The sequence below is a fragment of the Kitasatospora cystarginea genome (assembly GCF_039533515.1).
In the GTDB taxonomy this organism is placed as follows: Bacteria; Actinomycetota; Actinomycetes; order Streptomycetales; family Streptomycetaceae; genus Kitasatospora; species Kitasatospora cystarginea.
Genome location: NZ_BAAATR010000007.1, coordinates 118,288 through 139,346, shown reverse-complemented (window position 1 = coordinate 139,346; position 21,059 = coordinate 118,288). Strand labels below are relative to the sequence as shown.

22 protein-coding genes and 2 pseudogenes are annotated in these 21,059 nt (G+C 70.7%); 13 read left to right on the top strand and 11 right to left on the bottom strand.

Features of this window, described 5'->3' with window-relative positions; all coding sequences use genetic code 11:
- Positions 1 to 179: 179 nt before the first annotated feature.
- Positions 180 to 575 carry a transposase gene (locus ABD369_RS41085; RefSeq protein ID WP_425557578.1) on the bottom strand — a complete coding sequence of 132 codons (396 nt, stop codon included), beginning with the start codon at positions 573 to 575 and terminating at the stop codon, positions 180 to 182.
- Positions 576 to 714: 139 nt separating this feature from the next.
- Between ABD369_RS41085 and ABD369_RS10780 the strand changes: the two genes are divergently transcribed.
- From ABD369_RS10780 to ABD369_RS10770, 3 genes are read left to right on the top strand one after another with little or no spacing between them, the layout of a single operon-like run.
- Positions 715 to 870 (top strand): DUF6131 family protein, encoded by a 156-nt coding sequence (locus tag ABD369_RS10780; protein WP_344636084.1) that lies wholly within the window; start codon positions 715 to 717, stop codon positions 868 to 870.
- Positions 867 to 1,001, top strand: a complete 135-nt coding sequence (locus tag ABD369_RS10775; RefSeq protein WP_344636083.1) for a hypothetical protein — start codon at positions 867 to 869, stop codon at positions 999 to 1,001. The genes ABD369_RS10780 and ABD369_RS10775 overlap by 4 nt, the downstream gene beginning before the upstream one ends.
- Positions 1,002 to 1,056: 55 nt before the next feature.
- Positions 1,057 to 2,088 (top strand): YihY/virulence factor BrkB family protein, encoded by a 1,032-nt coding sequence (locus tag ABD369_RS10770; protein WP_344636082.1) that lies wholly within the window; start codon positions 1,057 to 1,059, stop codon positions 2,086 to 2,088.
- Positions 2,089 to 2,223: 135 nt separating this feature from the next.
- On the opposite strand, the pseudogene ABD369_RS10765 reads toward ABD369_RS10770, so the two are convergent.
- From ABD369_RS10765 to ABD369_RS10755, 3 genes and pseudogenes are all read right to left on the bottom strand, one after another.
- Positions 2,224 to 2,676 (bottom strand): annotated as a pseudogene (locus ABD369_RS10765) (pyroglutamyl-peptidase I); the annotation flags it as partial.
- A 45-nt stretch (positions 2,677 to 2,721) separates the two neighbouring features.
- Positions 2,722 to 3,690 (bottom strand): DUF979 domain-containing protein, encoded by a 969-nt coding sequence (locus tag ABD369_RS10760; protein ID WP_344636080.1) that lies wholly within the window; start codon positions 3,688 to 3,690, stop codon positions 2,722 to 2,724.
- Positions 3,687 to 4,409 (bottom strand): DUF969 domain-containing protein, encoded by a 723-nt coding sequence (locus ABD369_RS10755; RefSeq protein ID WP_344636079.1) that lies wholly within the window; start codon positions 4,407 to 4,409, stop codon positions 3,687 to 3,689. The genes ABD369_RS10760 and ABD369_RS10755 overlap by 4 nt, the downstream gene beginning before the upstream one ends.
- A 191-nt stretch (positions 4,410 to 4,600) precedes the next feature.
- On the opposite strand from ABD369_RS10755, the gene ABD369_RS10750 reads away from it, so the two are divergent.
- Complete coding sequence (locus ABD369_RS10750) at positions 4,601 to 5,359, top strand: GntR family transcriptional regulator (protein WP_344636078.1); 759 nt, start codon at positions 4,601 to 4,603, stop codon at positions 5,357 to 5,359.
- On the opposite strand, the gene ABD369_RS10745 is transcribed toward ABD369_RS10750, so the two are convergent.
- Entirely contained in the window at positions 5,340 to 6,230 is an 891-nt protein-coding gene (locus ABD369_RS10745; protein WP_344636077.1) for an MBL fold metallo-hydrolase, read from the bottom strand. The two genes, ABD369_RS10750 and ABD369_RS10745, sit on opposite strands and share 20 nt — an antisense overlap.
- 360 nt (positions 6,231 to 6,590) lie before the next feature.
- Between ABD369_RS10745 and ABD369_RS10740 the strand changes: the two genes are divergently transcribed.
- Both ABD369_RS10740 and ABD369_RS10735 read left to right on the top strand, forming a co-directional pair.
- Positions 6,591 to 7,079 carry a hypothetical protein gene (locus ABD369_RS10740; RefSeq protein ID WP_344636076.1) on the top strand — a complete coding sequence of 163 codons (489 nt, stop codon included), beginning with the start codon at positions 6,591 to 6,593 and terminating at the stop codon, positions 7,077 to 7,079.
- A gap of 621 nt (positions 7,080 to 7,700) precedes the next feature.
- On the top strand, positions 7,701 to 8,159 hold the full coding sequence (locus tag ABD369_RS10735; RefSeq protein ID WP_344636075.1) for a CAP domain-containing protein: 459 nt from the start codon (positions 7,701 to 7,703) through the stop codon (positions 8,157 to 8,159).
- 381 nt (positions 8,160 to 8,540) lie between these two features.
- On the opposite strand, the gene ABD369_RS10730 is transcribed toward ABD369_RS10735, so the two are convergent.
- Positions 8,541 to 9,755, bottom strand: a complete 1,215-nt coding sequence (locus tag ABD369_RS10730; protein ID WP_344636074.1) for an MFS transporter — start codon at positions 9,753 to 9,755, stop codon at positions 8,541 to 8,543.
- A gap of 279 nt (positions 9,756 to 10,034) precedes the next feature.
- Here ABD369_RS10730 and ctaD point away from each other — a divergent pair, with 279 nt between their 5' ends.
- Both ctaD and ctaF read left to right on the top strand, forming a co-directional pair.
- The gene (gene ctaD / locus ABD369_RS10725) at positions 10,035 to 11,735 is read left to right on the top strand and encodes an aa3-type cytochrome oxidase subunit I (RefSeq protein WP_344636073.1); all 1,701 of its coding nucleotides are present in this window, start codon (positions 10,035 to 10,037) and stop codon (positions 11,733 to 11,735) included.
- Positions 11,732 to 12,121, top strand: a complete 390-nt coding sequence (ctaF, locus tag ABD369_RS10720) for an aa3-type cytochrome oxidase subunit IV (RefSeq protein WP_344636072.1) — start codon at positions 11,732 to 11,734, stop codon at positions 12,119 to 12,121. Before ctaD ends, ctaF begins: the two co-directional genes overlap by 4 nt.
- 4 nt (positions 12,122 to 12,125) lie before the next feature.
- Here the strand turns inward: ctaF and qcrB are convergent, their stop codons facing one another.
- The gene (gene qcrB / locus ABD369_RS10715) at positions 12,126 to 13,727 is read right to left on the bottom strand and encodes a cytochrome bc1 complex cytochrome b subunit (protein ID WP_344636071.1); all 1,602 of its coding nucleotides are present in this window, start codon (positions 13,725 to 13,727) and stop codon (positions 12,126 to 12,128) included.
- A 252-nt stretch (positions 13,728 to 13,979) separates the two neighbouring features.
- Positions 13,980 to 14,867, bottom strand: coding sequence for a LysR substrate-binding domain-containing protein (locus ABD369_RS10710; RefSeq protein WP_344636070.1), 888 nt, complete (start codon positions 14,865 to 14,867; stop codon positions 13,980 to 13,982).
- A 95-nt stretch (positions 14,868 to 14,962) separates the two neighbouring features.
- Between ABD369_RS10710 and ABD369_RS10705 the strand changes: the two genes are divergently transcribed.
- Entirely contained in the window at positions 14,963 to 15,994 is a 1,032-nt protein-coding gene (locus ABD369_RS10705) for a bile acid:sodium symporter family protein (RefSeq protein WP_344636069.1), read from the top strand.
- Positions 15,995 to 16,061: 67 nt separating this feature from the next.
- Here ABD369_RS10705 and ABD369_RS10700 read toward each other — a convergent pair.
- Positions 16,062 to 16,133 (bottom strand): annotated as a pseudogene (locus ABD369_RS10700) (hypothetical protein); the annotation flags it as partial.
- 143 nt (positions 16,134 to 16,276) lie between these two features.
- Positions 16,277 to 16,471: an antitoxin gene (locus ABD369_RS10695; protein WP_344636068.1), complete on the bottom strand. Its 195-nt coding sequence runs from the start codon at positions 16,469 to 16,471 to the stop codon at positions 16,277 to 16,279.
- Between the two features lie 236 nt (positions 16,472 to 16,707).
- Here ABD369_RS10695 and ABD369_RS10690 point away from each other — a divergent pair, with 236 nt between their 5' ends.
- From ABD369_RS10690 to ABD369_RS10680, 3 genes are all read left to right on the top strand, one after another.
- Positions 16,708 to 17,169 carry a VOC family protein gene (locus ABD369_RS10690; protein WP_344636067.1) on the top strand — a complete coding sequence of 154 codons (462 nt, stop codon included), beginning with the start codon at positions 16,708 to 16,710 and terminating at the stop codon, positions 17,167 to 17,169.
- 42 nt (positions 17,170 to 17,211) lie between these two features.
- The gene (locus tag ABD369_RS10685; RefSeq protein WP_344636066.1) at positions 17,212 to 17,730 is read left to right on the top strand and encodes a GNAT family N-acetyltransferase; all 519 of its coding nucleotides are present in this window, start codon (positions 17,212 to 17,214) and stop codon (positions 17,728 to 17,730) included.
- 88 nt (positions 17,731 to 17,818) lie between these two features.
- Positions 17,819 to 19,018, top strand: a complete 1,200-nt coding sequence (locus ABD369_RS10680; RefSeq protein WP_344636065.1) for an aminotransferase class V-fold PLP-dependent enzyme — start codon at positions 17,819 to 17,821, stop codon at positions 19,016 to 19,018.
- Positions 19,019 to 19,124: 106 nt separating this feature from the next.
- Here ABD369_RS10680 and ABD369_RS10675 read toward each other — a convergent pair whose 3' ends face one another.
- Positions 19,125 to 20,234, bottom strand: coding sequence for a PP2C family protein-serine/threonine phosphatase (locus ABD369_RS10675; RefSeq protein ID WP_344636064.1), 1,110 nt, complete (start codon positions 20,232 to 20,234; stop codon positions 19,125 to 19,127).
- Between the two features lie 88 nt (positions 20,235 to 20,322).
- On the opposite strand from ABD369_RS10675, the gene ABD369_RS10670 reads away from it, so the two are divergent.
- On the top strand, positions 20,323 to 20,958 hold the full coding sequence (locus ABD369_RS10670) for an alpha-ketoglutarate-dependent dioxygenase AlkB (protein WP_344636063.1): 636 nt from the start codon (positions 20,323 to 20,325) through the stop codon (positions 20,956 to 20,958).
- The last annotated feature ends 101 nt before the right edge of the window (positions 20,959 to 21,059 follow it).

The window sequence follows — 21,059 nt, the reverse complement described above, 5'->3', positions numbered from 1 at the left end:
CGACGCCCACGATCAATACCGAACGTGGCAAAACTTTCACCCAGTGTGACAGGCGGACAAGATGCTTTTCTGCCAGCCGAGAGATCGAAATCGGCCCAGGCTCGTGATGCAGACCCTAACCTCACGCTTTCATGGAGCGGAGCCGTCCGACGGGTGGTCAGAAAAGCAGAGAACACCGCTTAGCCGGGATGACAGGGTTTCTCGTTCGTACTCCGAGAAGCAGAGCGCCGCCCCGGCCCGGGAGAAGTCCTTCGGGTACCATCCGCTGTTCGCGTTCGTCGACCGTGGCGCCTGCGGTTCCGGGGAGCTGCCGCCCGGCGCAGGATCTCCTTTTCGACCTGCCACTCCCGCTCGGCCTTGCGCAGCCGCGCGAGCTCGGCACGCTCGTCGGAGTCCAACGCCGGCTCGGGCCCCGCCGACCCGGCGCCAGCGGCGCGCACCCAGTTCCGGAGAGTCTCGTGATTGACCCCGATCTCCTTCGCGACCGCCTCGAACGTACGCCGGCCACCCGACGCTCGGTGCAACGCCACCGCATCACGTCGGAACTCATCCGAGTACTTCGACGGACGTCCCACCTGGACTTCCCTTCCTGGACCTACAAGATCCAAGTGTCAGGGGTGTCCACGTCGCGGGGCAAAGCTCAGCTCAGTCGTTTGCCCAGGCCACTGCGGGAAAGACGTGTGGCTAGAGTTGTCTGCGAGATCGGAGGACACCATGATCGTCCTCGGAGTCATCCTGCTTGTCGTCGGGTTTCTGCTCCACCTCGGCTTCCTGTGGATGATCGGGATCGTCCTGCTGGTCATCGGGGCCATTTTGTGGATCCTGGGATTGGTGGGACACGCCGTCGGCGGCCGCCGCCACTACTGGTGACACACCTCTACCTCGCCGTCCGCGAGCAGATCACCTTCAGGGCACGCGACATCAACCATGTCGCCGCACACTGGCAGGAGGTGCTGAACCAGTTCTCACTCTTCTTCGAGGACCGGCTCAGCATCCGATAACCCAAGGCACTTACACGAGATCGCTGACACGCCCCCGGGCCGTTCGGGAGGACTGATGAACCGGGTGGAAGTCGTTGTGCGCCAGATCGACCGTTTCCAGCAGCGGCATGCCGTAGCAGGGATACCGTTCGCGGTCATTCAGAAGTTCGGCAACGACCAGGCTGGCGGCAAGGCCACCATCATCGCCTACTACGGGCTTTTCGCGATCTTTCCCCTGCTCCTGGTCTTCTCCACCGTCCTCGGCTTCGTCCTGAGCGGGGATCCCGAACTGCAGCAGCGGATGGTCAATTCCGCATTGGCCGACTTCCCGATCATCGGCAGCCAGCTTCGCAACGCGGCGCACCCGATGAGGGGCAGCCCCCTGGCACTCGCAGTGGGCCTGGCCGGCGCGCTCTACGGCGCGCAGGGGGTCGGTCAGGCCGCGCAGAACGCCATGAACACGGTCTGGAACGTCCCTTTCAAGGAGTGGCCGGGGTTCGTAGGCCGTCGGGTACGGGGGTTTGCGATCCTGGTGGTCCTGGGGCTCGGCGTTCTGCTGTCGAGCGCCCTGATCGGCTACGCACCCCGGTTCGGGCCCCTGAACGGCCCGTGGACCTTGGCCGCGTCAACGATCGTCAACTTCGGCGTCTTCCTCGCCGCCTTCACGATGCTCACCGCCGCCACCGTACGGGTGCGGGACGTGCTCATCGGAGTGGTGATCGCGACCGGGTTCTGGGAAGTGCTGCAGACGGTGGGGGACGTCTACGTCCGCTACGTCATCAATCACGCCGCCGACGTGTACGGCTTCTTCGCGATCGTGATCGGCCTGCTGACCTGGGTGTTCACCGGAGCTCGACTGACCCTGCTCGCGGCGGAGATCAACGTCGTCCTGCGGTACCGGCTGTGGCCGCGCTCCATGACCCAGCCCCCTTTCACGCCGCAGGACAAGGATGCGTTCACCCTGCTCGCGAAGATGGAGGAACGCCGACCGGAGGAGACGGTCGAGGCGACCTTCAGCGCCGAGGCCGACCGGCAGCCACTCGACGAACTGGCCGCACCTGCTCCTCCGCCCGCTGCCACCGATTCGACAGAGGGGCCACCTCGCTGATCCTCCGCCACATCGGCCGTGTCGGATGTCAACAGCTGGGCGAGGAAGGCGGGTTGTCGCTCAGGACCGCTGGACCACTGCGACGTCCGGATGTCGACCTCGCCGGAGTCCTTGATCTTCTGCCAATGCTTGGTGATGGCCCACCCCCCCGAACGGTCGCGAGATGAAGGTGCCGGCGGTGTGCGACAGGGAGGCGGGCAGGCCGGCCTCGCGGACGGCGGCCACGCAGGCCTTGACCGGCAGGGTGGCGAAGTGGGCTGCCGGACCGCCGGGCACCACCGGCCGGTCCACCGGCTGCCGGCCCGTGTTGTCGGGGATGCGTGCGTCCTCGATGTTGATCGCGATGCGCTCGACCCCGAGATCGGACCGGCCGTCGGCCTGGCCCACATGGACCACCAGGTCAGGTCCGGTCTCCCGGACCGCCGTCGACAGTTCGTCGACCGCCCGGCCGAACACGCAGGAGAGCCGTCGGACGGTCACCTTCAATCCGTCCGGCGGGCCGTCGGCGACCAGCCGGACGGCTTCCCAGGAGGAGTTGAGCGCCGCGCCACCGAAGGGTTCGAAGCCGGTGAGCAGGACCCGGGTCATCAGGATTGCCGCCTCTCGTGGTGGTCGGTGTCGCCGAAGGCGTCCTCAGAACGCGAAGACCGAGATGATGGCGATGTTGCAGGCCAACATCGCGCCCGCGGTGGGGATCTGGGCCCTGATCGGCCCGTACTGGTCCTTCAGTTCGAGCAGTGCGGCGGGCACCAGGTTGAAGTTGGCGGCCATCGGCGTGACCAGGGAGCCGCAGAAGCCGGCCAGCATTCCGACGGCGAGGACGACCGCCGGGTCGCCGTGCAGCCGGACGATGAGTACCGGCCAGCCGATGGCGGCGGTCATGACGGGGAACGCCGCGAAGGCGTTGCCCATGACGGCGGTCAGCAGCGCCATCCCGACGCAGTAGAGCACCACTGCGAGGTAGCGGTTGCCGTCGGGCAGGACGTGCGTGACCAGCCTACCGACCTGGGGGCCCACCCCGGCGGCCTGGAAGATCGACCCCAGTACGGCCAGGAGTTGGGGCAGCAGCAGAGCCCAGCCCATCGCCTCCAGCAGACCGCGGCCGGCGTGTACGGCGACGGCCGGATTACGTTCGCGGGTCACCAGCAGTCCCACTCCCACGGCGGCCAGCGCGCCGAGTCCCAGACCGATGACGGTCTCGCTGCCCGGCTGCAGCAGCGGCCTGCCGCCGAGGTGCCACTGCTTGGCGAGCGTGCCGCAGACGACGGCGACCAGGGGGACGGTGAGCGCGGGCAGGAACAGCCGGTTGCCGATCCCGGCGGCGGATTCCTTGCGCTGCGCGGAAGTCGAGGTCCTCGGCGTGCCGCGTCCGGTCAGACCGAATCCCGCCAGAGCGGCCATGGCCAGCACGGCGGCGCCGAGCGGAGCGGCGGGTGCGGTCTTCCGCACCACCCAGGTGCCGTAGACGAAGCTCAGGCCGAGCAGTCCCCAGAACGCCGCGGAGCCGAACCGTTCGGGATTGCTGCGGTCGGCGGCCATCTGCGCCGCCATTGCCAGGAGCATCGCGCCCACCAGCCAGTACAGCCACTCCACCTGGATCACTTCGCCCCCTGTGCCGATCGGCGCCGCGAACCGGCGAGTTGACGGTTCACTACGGTCGACTCCCGTTCGAGGCGGTGGTCCAGGCGCAGCAGCCGGGTGCCGTGGATGAGGGCAGCGCACAGCGCGGAGGGGATCGCCCACATTGCGAGCTGGGCGGGCTCCAGGTGGGTGTGGTAGGTCGCGTTGACGAAACCGGTGATCAGCAGGACCGAACCGATCGCGAGGAAGCAGTCCTCGCCGAAGAAGAGCCCGACCGTGTCGGCGCTGGCAGCGTACGAGCGGACCCGCTCGCGGGCGCGGTCGGTCAGCGTTCCGTGCCGGCGTTCGGCCGCGGCCTCCGCCATCGGCGCCACCACGGGCCGCACCGCCTGCGCCGGGCCGCCGATGCTGGTGAGCCCGAGGGCCGCGGAGAGCTGCCGGAACACCAGGTAGACCGTCAGCAGCCGCCCGGCGCTGAGCCCGCGGAGCCGGCCGATCAGGGTCCGGGCCTGCTCCTGCAGGCCGCTGCGCTCCAGCAGGCCGATCACTGGCAGGACGACGACGAACAGGCTCACCGAGCGGCTGGAGGCGAAGCCGGTCCCGAAGGCTGCCAGCACCGCGGTTGGCGAGAGCCCGCCCAGCAGGCCGGTGGTGACGCCGGCGACACCGACGATCAGCAGGGGGTTGCGTTTGGTGGCGAAGCCCGCCACCACGATGAGGATGCCTAAGAGAACGAGCACGCCCTTGGCCGCCTTCCGGGCCGGAGGTCACCGTTTTGTGGGGAGGACCCTGGGGGAGAGTCGTAGCGAGGCTAGGGGTTGTTGAACAATCCGACAAGAGTGCGGGTGTCCGGTTCTCTCCCCGCCGGGCTGCCGCGACGGATCGCCCCGACGGGTCGGGGCCGGGGTTTCGAACGGAGGCGGAGGGCCGCGTGGTCGGAGGCGAGCAGGGCAGTACCGGGGCTTTCGGCGCACTGGCGGCCGAGCGCGGCCGGCTCGAGCGCACCGGGGTGGCGCAGCGGGTGGCCGAGGTACTGCGCGACCACATCACCGAGGGGCGGCTCGCGCCGGGGACGAGGCTGTCCGAGGAGGCGCTCGGCGAGGCGCTCGCGGTCTCCCGCAACACGCTGCGGGAGGCGTTCCGGCTGCTGGTGGACCAGCGCCTGGTGGTGCACGAGCTCAACCGCGGCGTCTTCGTCCGGATCCTGACCCCCGAGGACGTCGACGACATCTTCACCCTGCGCCTCGCCCTGGAGACGGCCGGTGTCCGTGCGGCCCCGCGCGCGGCACCCGAGCGGCTAGCCCAGGTCCGGATCGCACTGGCCCAGGCCGAGGCGGCCGAGGGACGGGGCGACTGGGTCGCGGTCGGTACCGCCGACCTGCGCTTCCACCAGTCCGTCGCCGGGCTCGCCGGAAGCATGCGGATCGACGACTGCATGTCCCGGCTGCTGGCCGAACTCCGCCTGGCGTTCGGCGCGGTGCCCACGGCGCACGGCCTGCACGAGCCGTTCCTGCGCCGCAACCAGATCCTCGCGGGGCTGCTGGAGTCCGGTGAGAGCGACGACGTCGAGGTGGAGCTGACCCGATACCTGGACGACGCGCGGAGGGTGATCGTGACCGCCATGCGGGCGGCCGGGCCGGGAGCGCCTCCCGGGCCCGGCCCCGCGGCGGTTACCAGCGAACGGCGGTGAAGTCGACCGGCCGGGGCTGCAGGTCGCTGGCGCGCGCGGCGAGTCCAGCGAGCCGCAGTGCCATGTCGTGGGCGGGGAGCCGGTGGCGGTCGCCGTGACCGGGCAGCAGCCACTCGAAGCGCAGCCGATCGGCGGTCCGGGCCAGTGAGGCGGCCAGCTCCCGGATCGAGTACCAGGTGACGCTCTCGGCGACCTCGATGTCCCCGGTGGTGCGGGACCAGTAGAAGCTGTCGCCGCTGAAGCAGTACCGCCCGTCCGCGAGGTAGAGCACGCTGCCCCGGGTGTGCCCGGAGAAGGGCTGGGCGGTCACTCCTTCGGCGATCTCCACCGGGTCGGTGCCGCGGAGCACGCGGTCGGCGTCCGGCGCGGCGTCCAGGTCGCCCTCGTGGATCCAGAGCCGGGCACCGAAACGGTCGGCGTAGCGGCGCCCGTGCGCGGCGTGGTCGCGATGGGTGAGCAGCACGTCCGTGACGGGCCCCAGCGCTTCGTAACGCGCCGCGAGCGAGGCGCTCCAGCGCGGCGTGTCCACCATCATCGTGGTGCCGCCGGGGCGGCGCAGCAGGTACGAGTTGGCTCCCGCGGTCTGCCTGGAGTTGTGTCCGCACAGCAGCACGCCGTCGTCCAGCGCCAGCGGGAACGGGTCGTCCGCCGCGGCCAGGGGCCGCCGGCCCGGGGGGTGGATCGACCTGGTGGGGCAGGCGTGCGCGGCGGCCTGGAGCAGCCGGACCTCGGACTCGTCCTGCGGCTGGCGCAGGACGACCGAGCGCCCGTCGACCTCGCCGATCAGCCCTGGGGCCAACTGCCGCGCGACGTCGCAGTTCGTGCAGCGCCCGTCCACCTGCCAGCCGTCCTGTGATCGCACCTCACCCATGGTGGTGCTCCCTTCCGCGGTATGTCCGACAACCTGTCGCTCGATTTCAGGAGTACCCCGCGCCGGAGGGAGACCGGAAGGGGGACGGATCTTGTACTTGGGGCACCAGGCTGCTCTGCCGCTGGTTCTTCTGCCACTCGCGGCGAGAACGTCCGGGCGCGCTGTTCCGGATCAGGCTGGGGGAACGCCGGGCCGGGCCGGAGTGCCGCTGGGGCCGGGCCGGACGCCGTGGCGGAGGCTCCGTCCGGCGGATGGTCAAGGCGGCGACGGATGCGCTCGGTTGACGCGGAATCCCTGCTGGCGTATACCGCTTTACGTGATCATTAAGAAGTGGAACCCCGTCACCGGGAGCGCGTAGCCGTGAACCGCGTCCTCGGCGACCTCCGCGCGCTGGCCGAGGAGACCGGCCAGAGCCCCGGCCTGACCCTGCTCACCGCCCTGTTCCTGGCCGCGGCCGCCGCCGCCCTGCTGGTGCACCTGTGCGCCGCCGTGGCGCGGCGCGGCAGCCTGCGGGCCGCGACACCCACGAGCTCTTGGCGGGAGGCCGCGGTGAGCTGCCTCGCCACCGCGGCCGTGCTGTACGCCTTCGGCCTGCTGAAGGGCTACCGGCGGGTCGAGGACGAGGCGCGGGTGTGCGGACTGGCCCGGTACGGCGACCCGGCGGAGTCCGAGGTGCTTCCCAAGGACAGCCTGCTGCCGCTGAGCTCCAGCTGTACCTGGAGTGACGGGTACAGCATCGAGTTCGTCCCCTCGTTCGTGAACCCCGGCCTGGCGCTCTCCCTGGCCGGTGCGGCCGTCGCCGTGGTGCTCGCCGCCATTCGCCATGAACAGTCGCGCCGGAACAAGTGAGCCAAGAGCAGGGCCACTTGACGTAGCGAGTGGCGAGGGACATCCGGGGCGGAATGTGCGTCAAGCCGACGTCGGAGCACATCTCGGCAGCGAGCGGGTTTGACCAACTCTTGGTCCAGGAAAGACGACTTGCAGGTATGCGGCCACCTGCATGAGGTTGACGTGGGCCGGGCGTGCGGAGGCCTTCCAGCGCCGGACGCGGCGCGAAACAGCCGGGGCGGCAGCGTCCGATTCGCGGAAGAACCCGACTTGAATCCGCAACGAATTGGTGGAACTAGCCTTGAGGGAAGGCCAGTTGGTCGGAGTGGCGGGATTCGAGGCTACGAAGGGCAGAGTCTCGATCACCGACTGCACGGAGACATCTCAGTGGTCTCTTCGGTCGCCGCGAAGACGCCCTGGACATACGCTGGTCCTATTGACGGCGGTCATGTGGCCGCCGGACAGAGTGATTTGTCGTCGATGGCGTCCTGGCCATCGCATGAGCCAGGCGTGCGGCCCGCTTCCGTGGCGGTCGTGGTCCGCGCCGGCACTTGCTGCTGTTTTCTGTGCGACCAGGGGGTCGCAATGAGAAATCCAACTCGGGTACACCATCGCGCCGCGAGCATCTTCGCAACGGCGCTGATGACCGGAGGCATGATGCTGGCGACGGTTGCCACCGCGACCGTCTCCCACGCGGCGGAGTTCCCCGCCCAGATCAGCCCCGGTGACCAACAGACCATGCTCTCCCAGACCAACAGCGTTCGCGCCCAGGCCGGCCAGTCAGGTCTGAGCTGGGACGGCGGGCTTGCCTCCGAGGCACAGTCCTGGGCTGACAACCCGGCATCCACCGCGGGCGGCACGCTGCACCACGGGTCGATAAGCAACGCCGCCGAGAACATGTCGAGCGGCGGGCCGGGCCAGGCCACGGGGCAGTGGGCCAGCGAGAAGAGCGCCTACGACTCCGATCCCAACCATGACCCGTACGCCAACCAGGCGGGGTACCAACGCTGGGGTCACTACTACAACATGATCAACCCCAGCTACAGCAAGATGGGCTGCGGAGCGAGGAGCGGCGTCACGGTGTGCCGGTACGCGCCCTGACCACCCGGCACCTCCGGATGTGGACCGGTCGTCGCAGTCGACTCCGCCATCCATCGTCCGTACTCACCAACACGCCGCCGGGGCCCGTCAAATGGGGCCCCGGCGGTCTGGCAACCGCCTCCGCGGAGGCCGGAACGCCGCAACCGACCGCCACTCGGCGCGACTGAACGGCTGCACCGTGCTCTCCTCGCCGGCAACCGTGATCACTCGTCAACGAGACTCCGATCCGCCGGGCTGACGGTGCGTCGGCGGATGGACAGTTGACCGGCTGCTCGTCAACGTCGCGTTGCTGCGGGACGGTGTCGTCGACTGCGTCGCGCGCCTGCTCGGGCACCTCACCGCCCGGCGGTAGTCGGACTCTGCCCTCCCACCCGGCCCCGGTCAGGCAGGCAGCCGTCCGCGTCGCAGGCTGGCGAGCACCCCGAGTGCGATCAGCGCCACCACGGCGGCGAAGACGGTCCCGGCGTACCGGAGCCCGACGTGGACGATCAGCACGCCGACCCCGATCGCGGGCAGCGCCAGCATCGCGTACGCCACCGCGAACAGGGCCGAGAACGCCTGGCCCCGGACAGCCGGCTCGGTCCGCCTGGTGATCAGTGCGATGCCCTCGCCGAGTGCGAGGCCGGCCGAGAGCCCGTCGGCCACCGCGGCGGCGACGAGCGGCACGGCGGAGGCGGTGAGCATCGCGGTGGCGATCAGCGCCGCGGACGCGACCAGGCCGAGGCAGGCGGCGGGCAGGACCGGCCGGGGAGTCAGCACCCGGGCGAGCAGCTGCCCGGTCGCGACGCAGACGAAGGTGAGCGAGACGGTGGCTCCGGAGAGCGTGGGGGAGTCCAGTCGCAGCAGCGTGGTGAAGAACAGCCCGGTGGTGGCCGTGAGCACGCCCATGACCGCGAACCCCGACCCGGCCGCCAGCGCGCAGCGTACGAAGGGCGCCCTGATCTCCGCCGGGACCCGTGGCAGCTGGAGGGTGAACAGCCGCTGTTCCGCCCGGCGTTCGACGGTCTCCGGCACCGGGCCCAGGAGCAGCAGGGTGACAAGGACCAGGACGGCGTTGACGGCCCAGGCCAGCCGCAGCGGATCGGGTGCCCACTCGGCCAGGACCCCGGCGAGCAGCGGGCCGCCGGCCAGGCCACCCATATTGGCCGCCAGGGCGATCCGGCCCGCCCTGATCCGCCCTTGTGGCGGGGCCAGTTCGGTGAGATGGGCGGTCGCCGCACCGGTGACCAGCGCCGCGGACAGCCCGGACAGCACCCGTCCGCCCAGCAGCAGCGCCAGACCGTCGGCGACCAGGAAGATCCCGGCGGCGGCCCCGGCCAGCAGCAGTGCGGCGGCGGTCACCGGCTTGCGTCCGGCCCGGTCCGAGAGCGAGCCGAAGCCGAGCAGACCGGCCACCACACCGAGCGCGTACACCGCGAACGCGACTGTGACCGTCAGCGCGGAGAGACCGAAGGCCGCCGCGTAGTCCGGATAGAGCGGGGTGGGGATGGTGGTGCCGACCATCACCGTCCAGAAGGCGCCGGCCACGCTGGCGGTCGCCTTGCCCCGGTGGTGACGGGCCCGGCGGGAGCGGGAGACGGTGCGGTCGGAGGGCATCGGGACTCCTGCGAGCTGGCCGTTGCGCTGACGGGGATCACCGGGCAGTGAACCACCGCCCGGTAGCCGGAGCGGGCTCGCCATGCCAGTGAGCCGCCGCCCGCACTCACTCCACCGGTCCGCTGCCGGGCCGCCGCCGGGCCCGGGCAGGGCGGTCCCGGTCGAACGCAACGCGCAGGAGGTCGGCTGCGCTCCGCGGCGCTCTTTTGATGCTTCGATAGGTGCGCCCGACCCGTCGGTGGGATGACGCTGATCACCCGTCAGCAGAGAGGCACTGGGATGACCGAACAGCTGGACGCCCGGCCGGGTGGCGGCGCGGATGCGCCGGTGCGGCCGGCGGTACGGACCGGAGCCGTGGTCCTGGGCTGGCTGCGCACCACCGACCACAAGACCATCGGGAACATGTACCTGCTGACCTCGTTCGGGTTCTTCCTCTTCGGGGGCGTGCTGGCGATACTGATGCGCGCCGAACTCCTGCAGCCGGGAATGCAGTTGCTCAGCCGGGACCGGTACAACCAGCTGTTCACCATCCACGGCACGGTGATGCTGCTGCTGTTCGCGACGCCGACCTTCACGGGATTCGCCAACGCCGTGATGCCGCTGCAGATCGGGGCGCCGGACGTCGCCTTCCCCCGGCTGAACGCCTTCACCTACTGGGTCTTCCTGTTCGGCGGGCTGATCGTGGTGAGCGGATTCCTCACCAGCAACGGCGCGGCCTCGTTCGGCTGGTTCGCCTACGCCCCGCTGAACGGGCCGGTCCGCAGCCCGGGCGCCGGCGGGGACCTCTGGGCCATGGGCCTGGTGGTGGCCGGTCTGAGCACCATCCTCGGCTCGGTCAACTTCATCTCCACCATCGTGTGCCTGCGGGCGCCGGGGATGACCCTGTTCCGGATGCCGATCTTCACCTGGAACGTGCTGTTCACCTCGATCCTGGCCCTGCTGGCGTTCCCGGTGCTGACCGCCGCCCTGCTCGGCCTGGAGGCGGACCGCAAGTTCGGGGCGCACGTCTTCGACCCCGCCAACGGCGGCGCGATCCTGTGGCAGCACCTGTTCTGGTTCTTCGGACACCCCGAGGTGTACATCGTGGCGCTGCCGTTCTTCGGGATCGTCTCGGAGATCATCCCGGTGTTCTCCCGCAAGCCGATCTTCGGCTACTACGGGCTGATCGCCGCCACCATCACGATCACCGGCCTCTCCGCGGTGGTCTGGGCGCACCACATGTTCGTCACCGGGCAGGTGCTCCTGCCGTTCTTCTCGGCGACCTCGCTGCTGATCGCGGTACCGACCGGGGTGAAGTTCTTCAACTGGGTCGGCACGATGCGCTACGGCTCGCTCTCCTTCGAGACGCCGATGCTGTTCTCGGTCGGCTTCCTGGTGACCTTCCTGCTGGGCGGTCTCACCGGAGTGCTGATCGCCTCCCCGCCGATCGACTTCCATGTGTCCGACAGCTACTTCATCGTGGCCCACCTGCACTACGTGCTGTTCGGCACGGTGGTCTTCGCGACCTTCGCCGGCTTCTACTTCTGGTGGCCGAAGATGACCGGCCGGATGCTGGACGAGCGGTACGGGAAGCTGCACTTCTGGCTGCTGTTCCCGTCCTTCCAGGTCACCTTCCTGGTCCAGCACTGGCTCGGCGCGCAGGGCATGCCGCGCCGGTACGCGGACTACCTGCCCACCGAGGGCTTCACCACCCTCAACGCGATCTCCTCCATCGGTTCGTTCGCGCTGGGGCTGTCCACCCTGCCATTCCTGTACAACGTCTGGCACACCATGAGACACGCGGGACGGGTCGCGGTCGACGACCCCTGGGGCTTCGGCCGCTCGCTGGAGTGGGCGACCTCCTGCCCGCCGCCGCGGCACAACTTCCATGCCCTGCCCAGGATCCGCTCGGAGGCTCCGGCCTTCGACCTCAACCACCCCGAGTACTCGCGCGAGGCGATGGAGGCGCTGGAGGCCAGAGGGGAGAGCGAGCGCCGATGAGAGCCGAGGGGTACCTGTTCGCCGGGGTCGCCGCGTTCTTCGGTGTCACCGGCGCGATGTACGGCTGGCTGGCGGCCGAGCCGGCCGGTACGGTCGCACTGACCGTGTCCTTCCTGATGTCCGGCCTGGTGGCACTGTTCTGCTGGACCCAGCACACCAAGCGCGGCGACCGCCTCCAGGACCGTACCGACATCCCGATCGCCGATGGGGCGGGGCCGCTCGACTTCTTCGCGCCGCACAGCCTCTTCCCGGTGCTCTGCGCCCTGGGGGCGGCACTCTTCGGGCTCGGCGTGGTGTTCGGCCTGTGGCTGGTGCTGATCGGGTTCGGCGTGCTGATCCCCGCGGCGGTGGGCTTCGTCTTCCAGTACGGTCAGCGCCGGCCGTGAGGGCTCACGGCCGCTCGGAGGGCACCGTGTCCTCGCGGGGCTCGGGGAAGTCGACCCGGTCCCGGTAGTACCAGGAGCTGAGCGCCGCCCTGAGCCGGGCGAGCCGAGAGGCGCCGGCTACGGGGCGGGGCAGCGGACGCGGCACGGTTCGGGCCGCCAGGGTGAACCGTCGCCGGTCGGTGAGCGAGTGTGAACTCTCGTGGAATCCGCCCTCGACCGACGCGCGGATGAACCCGCTCTCCTCACCCTCCGCCAGCCGCTCGCGGTCCACCTGCTGCAGCCCCAGGCACACCCGCTTGGTCACCCAGAACGCCACGACCGGGACCACGAACACCAGCGCCCGCAGCACGCGGTCCAGCCCCTCCACCGAGACGGCGAAGGTGCGGGCGATGACGTCCTGCGCACCCGCCAGCAGCAGGATCACGTAGAACGAGAACCCGGCCACGCCGATACCGGTGCGGGTGGGCTGGTTGCGCGGACGGTCGCACAGGTGCTGCGGGCCCAGGTCGCCGGTGACCCAGCGCTCCAGGAAGGGGTACGCGTACAGCGCCGCGAAGAAGCCCAGCGGGAAGAGCACGGCGGGGATCAGCGGGTTCCAGGGGATGCTGTGGCCCCACAGCCGGGTCTCCGCGCCCGGCATCAGCCGCAGCGCGCCCTCGATGAACCCCATGTACCAGTCGGGCTGGGCGTCGGTCGAGGCCTGGTCGGGACGGTAGGGACCGTACCGCCAGACCGGGTTGATCTGGCCGATAGCCGAGACCAGCGCCAGGACGCCGAAGACCATCGCCAGCAGGCCGTTGGTCTTCAACAGGAACAGCGGGTAGAGCGGTTTGCCGACTACGTTGCGGTTGTTTCGGCCCGGCCCGGCCCACTGGGTGTGCCCGAGGGCGAACACCAACAACAGGTGCAGCGTGATCAGGCCCGCCAGCGCTCCCGGCAGCAGCAGGATGTGCGTGGTGTACAGGCGCGGGATGAGGATCTGACCGGGGAAGTCGCCGCCGAACAGCAGATAGCTCAACCAGGTGCCGACCAGCGGGACGGACAGGATGAACCCCTGCGCGGTGCGCAGGCCGGTGCCGGACAGCAAGTCGTCGGGCAGCGAGTAGCCGGCGAAGCCCTCCAGCAGGGAGAGCTGGAAGAGCGTCAGCCCGACCAGCCAGTTGACCTCCCTCGGGCGGCGGAACGCACCTGTGAAGAAGATCCGCAGCAGGTGGACACCGATCGCCGAGGTGAAGACCAGCGCGGCCCAGTGGTGGATCTGACGGATCAGAAGCCCACCGCGCACCTCGAAGCTGATCGCCAGCGTGGAGGAGTACGCCTCGCTGACCAGCACCCCGCGCAGCGGCGCGTACGGTCCGTTGTACACGGTCTCGGCCATCGACGGCTGGAAGTACATCGTCAGGAACACCCCGGTGAGCAGGAGCACCACGAAGCTGTACAGCGCCAGCTCGCCGAGCAGGAAGGACCAGTGGTCCGGGAAGATCTTCCGCAACAGGCCCCTGAGCCCGTCGAACAGCGGGGCCCGGCCGTCGAGTGCCACGGCCGTGCGCCGGACGGCCTTGCGGGTACGTCCGCCGATCCCGGACCTGTTCCACCACCGCGCCATCACGACTCCCGTCCGCGAGCGACCGTCCCGCACAGCCATACCGTGAAGCCCCGGCCGTTCCCGGGCGGACGCGCTCCGCAGCGCGGCCTTCACCCGATTGCCCGGAGCTCCCGCGGGCCGGCGGCCGGTCGGGCGGGTGCGGGCCGGTGGCCCGGCCACCGAACTCCCGATGCGGCCTGTCAGCTGAGCGGCCGCGCGCTTCGGGGGCGCACGGTGGTCGCCGAGACGGCCACGGCGCGATGCGGCCGGGGTTCAGTCCCGGCGGCCTCCCGGCGCCCCGCGCGGGACGTGCTGCAGTCGGTCGCCGCCCGCGAGCAGGGCGTCGGCGAGCGAACGCACCGGTCCCCGGGCGGTCCTGCGTCCGGAGGTGAGCACGAACTCGGTTTCGCCGAGGTCCGGCAGCTCCGGCTGTGGCGGCAGCTCGCGCAGACCGGGCGGGATCAGGCTCCTGGCGTGGGCCATCACGCCGAGACCGGCCAGTGCCGCCGCCCGTACCCCGGACAGGCTGGTGCTGGTGCAGGCGATCCGCCACGGCCGTCCGTCCCGGTCGAGGGCCTCCAGGGCACGGGCCCGGGTGATGCTCGGCGGCGGATAGACGATCAGCGGTACGGGCTGCCCGGGCTCGGGTGCGAAGTCATCGGCCCCGATCCAGACCAGGCGGTCCCGCCACAGCAGCCGTCCGTCGGAGCTTTCGGAGGGACGTTTGGCGAGCACCAAGTCCAGTCTGCCGTCGGCCAGTTGCTCGTAGAGGGAGCTGCTGAGGCCGACCGTGAGCTCCAGGTCCACCCCTGGGTTGCCCCGCCGGAAGGTGCGCAGGACCTGAGGCAGCTCGGTGTACACGAAGTCCTCGGACGCCCCGAACCGAACCCGGCCCCGGGCCGGGCTGCGGGCGAAGTACGCGTAGGCCTGCTCGTTGGCGTCCAGGATCGACCGGGCGAAGCCCACCATGGCCTCGCCCTCGGCAGTGAGCTCGACGGAGTGGGTGTCGCGCCGGAACAGCCGTCGGCCGGTGCTCTCCTCCAGCCGCCGGACGTGCTGGCTGACCGTCGACTGGCGCACTCCCAGCCGGTGGGCGGCGCGGGTGAACCCGCCGGTCTGCGCGACCGCCAGGAAGGACCTCAGCTGGATCGGATCGAACACCTGATGAGCGTAGCGCTGGTCATCATATTTTGTGATGGCAGTGAGCGCCGCGAGCGGGATTCACAATCACCGGGCCCGGGACCAGGCTGAGGGCCATGCCCTTCCCCAAGCTGCCACGCCGCCTGCCCTTCGACCCCTACCTGGCCGCCCTGCTCGGCACCGTCGCCCTGGCCGCCCTGCTCCCCGCCCGGGCAGCGGCCGCGACGGCCGTGTCGGACACCGCCGACGGGGCGGTCGCCCTGCTCTTCTTCCTCTACGGCGCGCGGCTGTCCACCCGGGAAGCCCTCGACGGCCTGAAGCAGTGGCGTCTGCACGGCACCGTGCTCGCCGTCACCTACGTCCTCTTCCCGCTGCTCGGACTGGCCTGCCGGGCACTCGTCCCCGGACTGCTCTCCCCGCAGCTCTACCAGGGACTGCTCTTCCTCACCCTGCTCCCGTCCACCGTCCAGTCCTCGATAGCCTTCACCTCCATCGCGCGCGGCAACGCCGCCGCCGCCGTCTGCAGCGCGACCTTCTCCAGCCTCGTCGGCGTCGTGCTCACACCCCTGCTCGCCGCCGCGCTGCTCAGCACCCAGGGCCGGATCGCCGCCCACTCGGTGCTCGGCATCGTCGAGCAACTGCTACTGCCCTTCCTGGCCGGGCAGTTGCTGCGCCGCTGGATCGCCGCCTGGATGGGCCGCCACCGCCGGGTGCTCGGCCTGGTGGACCGCGGCTCGATCCTGCTGGTGGTCTACAGCGCCTTCAGCGCCGGCATGGTCGGCGGCATCTGGAGCCAACTGCCGCTGCCCGGGCTGGCCGTGCTGCTGGTGGTGGAGGCGGCGCTGCTGGCACTGGTGCTGTGCTGCACCGCGCTGCTCGGCCGCCGGCTCGGATTCGGGCGCGGGGACCGGATCGCCCTGGTCTTCTGCGGCTCCAAGAAGAGCCTGGCCGCCGGGCTGCCGATGGCATCGGTGCTCTTCCCCGGCTCGGCGGCCCTGATGGCACTGCCGCTGATGCTCTTCCACCAGATCCAGCTGATGGTGTGCGCGGTCCTCGCCCGCCGCTGGGGCGCCGAGGAGCTGCCGGCCCCCGCCCCGGCCCCGGTCGTGGTCGCGGTCCCGGTCGGTGGTCAGGGCACGGAGACCTGACCGGCGCCGGGTCGAAGCCACGGTGGACGACCACCGTGCCGCCGCGGACCAGGGCGCCCAGGGCCAGCGCGTTGAGCCCGCCGATGTGGAACATCGGCGCGACGGCGAGGGTGGTGTCCCGGAGCCGGCTGTCCAGCATGGCGCAGACGTTGACCTGGTTCCACCACAGGCTCCCGTGGGTCAGCATCGCCCCAGGCTCGGCCCGCCCGGTCGGCCTGACAAGGGCGGACGGCAGGAAACCGTGCTCCGCACGCGGCCCGCCAGGCGGTATTCCGCCGTGGGTCACTGCTGGGGCGGTTCGTCCGGTGGGCGGTTCACGCCCAGCTGCTCCTTCAGCTTGTCCTGGGTCGAGTGGACCCGGCTGCTGTACCTGCCGTGGGTCTTCTCGTCGAAGAAGTCCCCCGCTTTGTCGATGCCTCTCATGGCCTGCTCCTCGTGGCCCTTCAGCATCTGCCTGACCTTGTCCATCACAGACATGGGCGTCCTCCTTGCCGAGACTGCTCCCTCTCCAGCGTCGCCGCTCGGCCCGGAGTCCGCACGCCGATCGGTCCGGCACCGGTGCCCGCCACGGAACCGGCCACCCGGTACGGTCGGGGCCGGCCCCCGGCGTCTGGCTGCCCGGACCCGGACCGTCCTCGGGCGATGCGTGATACCGGCGTTCCTGATTCTCCGTCAGAATCGTCGGCAGATGAGGTCGGGAAGATGGGAGCCGCATGAACGAGCAACTGCAGCAAGCCCGCTGGACGCACGTCGCACTGCCGGTCGGTGATCTCGACCGGGCGATCGACTTCTACACCTCGCTGACGCCGCTCGTGGTGGTGTCCCGGTTCGCGGACGACGCGGGCCGCAGCGCCTGGCTGTCCAACCCCGGCCAGTACGAGACGCCCTTCGTGCTGGTGCTGGTGGCCTTCGACCGGGAAAGCGGCAAGCAGCTCGGCCTGCTCACCCCCTTCGCTCACCTGGGCATCGAGGTGCCCAGCCGCGCCGAGGTGGACCTGATCGCCGAGCGGGCCAGGGAACTCGGCTGCCTGCACTGGGAACCGCAGGACGTGTCCGAGTGGGTGGGGTACGTCTGCGCGCTGCGGGACCCGGACGGGAACGTGATCGAGATCTCGCACAACCAGAAGGTGTTCGAGACGGTGCGCAGGCTGTGGGCGCCACCGGCCGAGGCATAGTCCGCACAGGGCCCAAGGACCAGGCCCTGGCAGACTTACGGAATGATCATCAGAGCCGCCCAGGAGCGGGACTTCACCGGCTTCCTCGACCTGGCGGCCCAGGTCGAGCACTGGTTCGGCCCGATGGTGGGGGAGAGCGGCTTCCACCGCGCCGTACGCAAGCACACCGGCCGGGCGACGGCCCTGGTCGCCGTCCCATCCGACGGCGGGCCCGGTCCACTCGGCGGGCCCGGTGCACTCAGCAGGCCCGGTCTGCTCGGCGGGCTGCTGTTCGGCGGGCAGGCCCCCGTCCACCACGTCCACTGGCTGGTGGTCGCGGAGCACGCGCGCAGGCAGGGCGTCGGACGCGCGTTGATGGCGGAGGCGCTGCGCCGGATCGGGCCCCTGGTGGGCAGCGTGGACGTGGTCACCTTCGGGGCGGGCCATCCGGGGGCCGTGACCAGCGGGGCGCGGGTCTTCTGCGAGCGGCTCGGGTTCGCCCCCGCCGAGACCGCCGAACCGGGCCCGGAAGGCGGTTCACGGCAGGTCTACCGGCTGGCCGCCGGCCGTCCCGGAGCGTGAGGCCGGGTTTCTACGGAGCGGGGACATCGCCAGGTCCCGGCACGTTGCAGGGAGACGGAGCACGACGATCACGAAAGGGGCCGGGCCGGTGGAACGGATCGATCTGGAGCGGGTGCGTCGAGATACGGCGGGCTGCGCACGAGTCGTTCATCTGAACAACGCCGGGGCCGCTCTGCAGCCGCGTCCGGTGGTGGACGCGGTGATGCGGCACCTGCGGCTGGAGGAGGAGGTCGGGGGTTACGAGGCCGCCGGTGCCGAGGCCGACCGGATCGAGCACACCTACGACGCGCTGGCCCGGCTGGTGTGCGCCGGCCGGGAGGACATCGCGGTGGTGGAGAACGCCACCCGCGCCTGGGACATGGCCTTCTACTCGATCCCGTGGGCACCGGGCGACCGGATCCTGACCGCCCGCGCCGAGTACGCCAGCAACGTCATCGCCTTCCTCCAGGCCGCCCGTCGGTACGGAGTCCAGGTCGAGGTCGTACCGGACGACGACAGCGGCCAGACGGACGTCCAGGCGCTGCGGGAGATGATCGACGAACGGGTGAGACTCGTCGCGGTCACCCATGTGCCCACCCAGGGTGGCCTGGTCAATCCCGCCGCCGAGATCGGCAGGGTCACGCGGGAAGCCGGGGCGATCTATCTGCTGGACGCCTGCCAGTCCGTCGGCCAGTTCCCGGTGGACGTCACCGAGGTCGGCTGCGACCTGCTCAGCGCGACCGGCCGCAAGTTCCTGCGCGGACCGCGCGGCACCGGCTTCCTCTACTGCTCACCGCGCGTCCGGACCCGGCTGGAGCCGCCCTTCCTGGACTTGCACGCCGCGACCTGGACCTCGCCTGACACCTACCGGATCCGCGACGACGCCCGCCGGTTCGAGAGCTGGGAGACCTTCTACGCGGGGAAGATCGGTCTGGGGGTCGCCGCCGACTACGCCCTGGAGCTTGGCCTGGACGCGATCGAGGAGCGCATCACCCGGCTCGCCGACGTACTGCGCCGGCGCCTGCGCGCCCTGCCCGGGGTGAGCGTCCACGACCGGGGAGCGCGCCAGTGCGGCATCGTGACCTTCACCGTCGAGGGCCGGGACAGCCACCGGATCGCCCAGGACCTCCGGGAGCAGGGGATCAACGTCTCGGTCTCGACCACGGACTCCGCCCGCTGGGACTTCGAGGCCCGGAACCTGACCTCAGTGGTCCGCGCGTCGGTCCACTACTACAACACCGAGGACGAGCTCGACCGGCTCTGCGAGGCACTGCCGGGGCCGCGCGCTGCCCAGAGCGCCCGGACGTGATCACGCGCCCCAGAGCGTGCACGGTTCCGCGGCGTCCCAGGCAATCTCCCCGGACCGCGCGCGCTCGGGCCCGCCCCGACCGGCCCCCAGGTCAACCACGCCCCGCTCAGGTCCGCCTGAGGGCGATCAGTGCCGCGTCGTCCCGCAGCCGCCCGCCGACGTGGTCGACCAGGTCGTGCCGGATGTGCCGGAGCAGGTCGGGCGGGTCGGCCGTGGACCAGGCGGAGACCCGGTCGGTGAGGGGATAGAAGGCGCGGGAGCGGTCCCGCGCCTCGGTGATGCCGTCGGTGTACAGCAGGATGGTGTCGCCGGATTCGAAGGCGAAGGTCTCCACGGGGTACCGGGTGTCCCGCAGCCCGCACATTCCCAGGGGGGGCGCCGGCTCCCGGGGGTGGAGGAGGTCGACCAAGCCGCCGTGCAGCAGCAGTGGCGGCGGATGGCCGCAGATCGTCGTCCTGACCACCGGGGAGGCGTCGGGGATGTCGAGCAGCAGTGCGGTCACGAACCGCTCGGTATGCTCCCCGTGCTTCTCGTCGGTCGGCGCGGTCTCCGCCAGATGGCGGCAGAAGCTCTCCTCCAGGGCGGAGGCGAGTGCCGGCAGGTCCTGGTAGTGGTGGGCCAGCTCGCGGAAGGCGCCGAGCAGATGGGCGGAGTCCCCGACGGCGGCCAGGCCCTTGCCCCGGACGTCCCCGATGATCAGCCGGGTCCCGTGGGCGACCCTGGTGGCGGCGTAGAGGTCGCCGCCGACATGGGCTTCGTCCTCGGCCGCCAGGTACGCCGCCGCGACTTGGAGCGGGCCGAGTCGCGGCGGCAGCGGTCTCAGCAGCACCTCCTGGACGGCCTCGGACACCGACCGGACATGCGTCAGCTCCCGCCCGTGCCGCTCGCGCACCCGGCAGTAGAAGACGATCACGGCCGAGACCACCAGCAGCGCCGCGACCTGGGCCTCGTGGTTGGTGGTGCCCAGGCCGCCGTGGAAGATCCCGATCACCACCTGTGCCACCACGGCGGTGAACCCGATGAGGGCGGTGAGTCGGGCACCGGCGAAGGAGGCCGTGATCGCCGGCGCGACCACGAGCAGCGGCCCGAGGTGGACGTAGGGGGGCGAGGCGATGTCGATCGAGGAGATCGCCACGATGAAAGCGAGCGGGATCAGCACCAGCAGCCCGGTCGGGCTCGGCCGGCGGAGCTGCGTGCGAGGCTGCCGTACTCTCACGACTCCACCCTGCACCTTGCCCGGCCGTCACACCTTCCGGCCAAGGCATATCCGATCAGATGTTCGATATATGGCGTAGCCTGGACGAGTGAGCGTCCACCTCCAGACATCGCTGTTCGACTCCGCCGAGGCCGCGCCGCTGCGGCTGGGGGATCTCGCCGCGCTGCGCCGCACCGAGCTGTCCCACGACGCCTGGGTCGACCTGCTGCCGGGCTGGCTGACCGGCTCGGACGCGTTGTTCGAACACCTGGCGACCCATGTCCCCTGGCGCGCCGAGCGCCGGAAGATGTACGACAACGTGGTCAGCGTGCCCCGGCTGCTGGCGCACTACCGGGAGGGTGAGCCGCTGCCGCACCCCGTCCTGGGCGCGGCCCGCGAAGCGCTCAGCGCCCACTACGCCGAGGAACTCGGCGAGCCGTTCACCACCGCCGGACTCTGCTTCTACCGGGACGGACGGGACGGCGTCGCCTGGCACGGCGACCGTCTCGGGCGCGGCAACACCCACGACACCATGGTGGCCATCCTCTCGGTCGGCGAGCCCCGAGCCCTCGTGCTCCGCCCCCGGTACGGCGACGCACCCCAGCTGCGCCTGCCGCTGGGCCACGGCGACCTCGTCGTGATGGGCGGCAGCTGCCAGCGCACCTGGGAGCACGCCATCCCCAAGACCGCCCGCGGCGCGGGCCCGCGCATCAGCATCCAGTTCCGCCCGCACAACGTCGGCTGACCGGCACCGGCAGCGGGGCCGATGCCGCCCAAAGCACCTACCACCAGCACATATTGACGGTCAGTGCCCCAAGGGAGCCCGACTGCGGCCACCGCGTATCG

Coding starts and splice junctions, on each gene's coding strand:
- ABD369_RS10770 (WP_344636082.1), top strand. CDS start 1,057: ATGAACCGGGTGGAAGTCGTTGTGCGCCAGATCGACCGTTTCCAGCAG.
- ABD369_RS10695 (WP_344636068.1), bottom strand. CDS start 16,471: ATGTCTGTGATGGACAAGGTCAGGCAGATGCTGAAGGGCCACGAGGAG.
- ctaF (WP_344636072.1), top strand. CDS start 11,732: ATGAGAGCCGAGGGGTACCTGTTCGCCGGGGTCGCCGCGTTCTTCGGT.
- ABD369_RS10735 (WP_344636075.1), top strand. CDS start 7,701: ATGACCGGAGGCATGATGCTGGCGACGGTTGCCACCGCGACCGTCTCC.
- ABD369_RS10690 (WP_344636067.1), top strand. CDS start 16,708: ATGAACGAGCAACTGCAGCAAGCCCGCTGGACGCACGTCGCACTGCCG.
- ABD369_RS10745 (WP_344636077.1), bottom strand. CDS start 6,230: ATGGGTGAGGTGCGATCACAGGACGGCTGGCAGGTGGACGGGCGCTGC.
- ABD369_RS10730 (WP_344636074.1), bottom strand. CDS start 9,755: ATGCCCTCCGACCGCACCGTCTCCCGCTCCCGCCGGGCCCGTCACCAC.
- qcrB (WP_344636071.1), bottom strand. CDS start 13,727: ATGGCGCGGTGGTGGAACAGGTCCGGGATCGGCGGACGTACCCGCAAG.
- ABD369_RS10685 (WP_344636066.1), top strand. CDS start 17,212: ATGATCATCAGAGCCGCCCAGGAGCGGGACTTCACCGGCTTCCTCGAC.
- ctaD (WP_344636073.1), top strand. CDS start 10,035: ATGACCGAACAGCTGGACGCCCGGCCGGGTGGCGGCGCGGATGCGCCG.
- ABD369_RS10705 (WP_344636069.1), top strand. CDS start 14,963: ATGCCCTTCCCCAAGCTGCCACGCCGCCTGCCCTTCGACCCCTACCTG.
- ABD369_RS10780 (WP_344636084.1), top strand. CDS start 715: ATGATCGTCCTCGGAGTCATCCTGCTTGTCGTCGGGTTTCTGCTCCAC.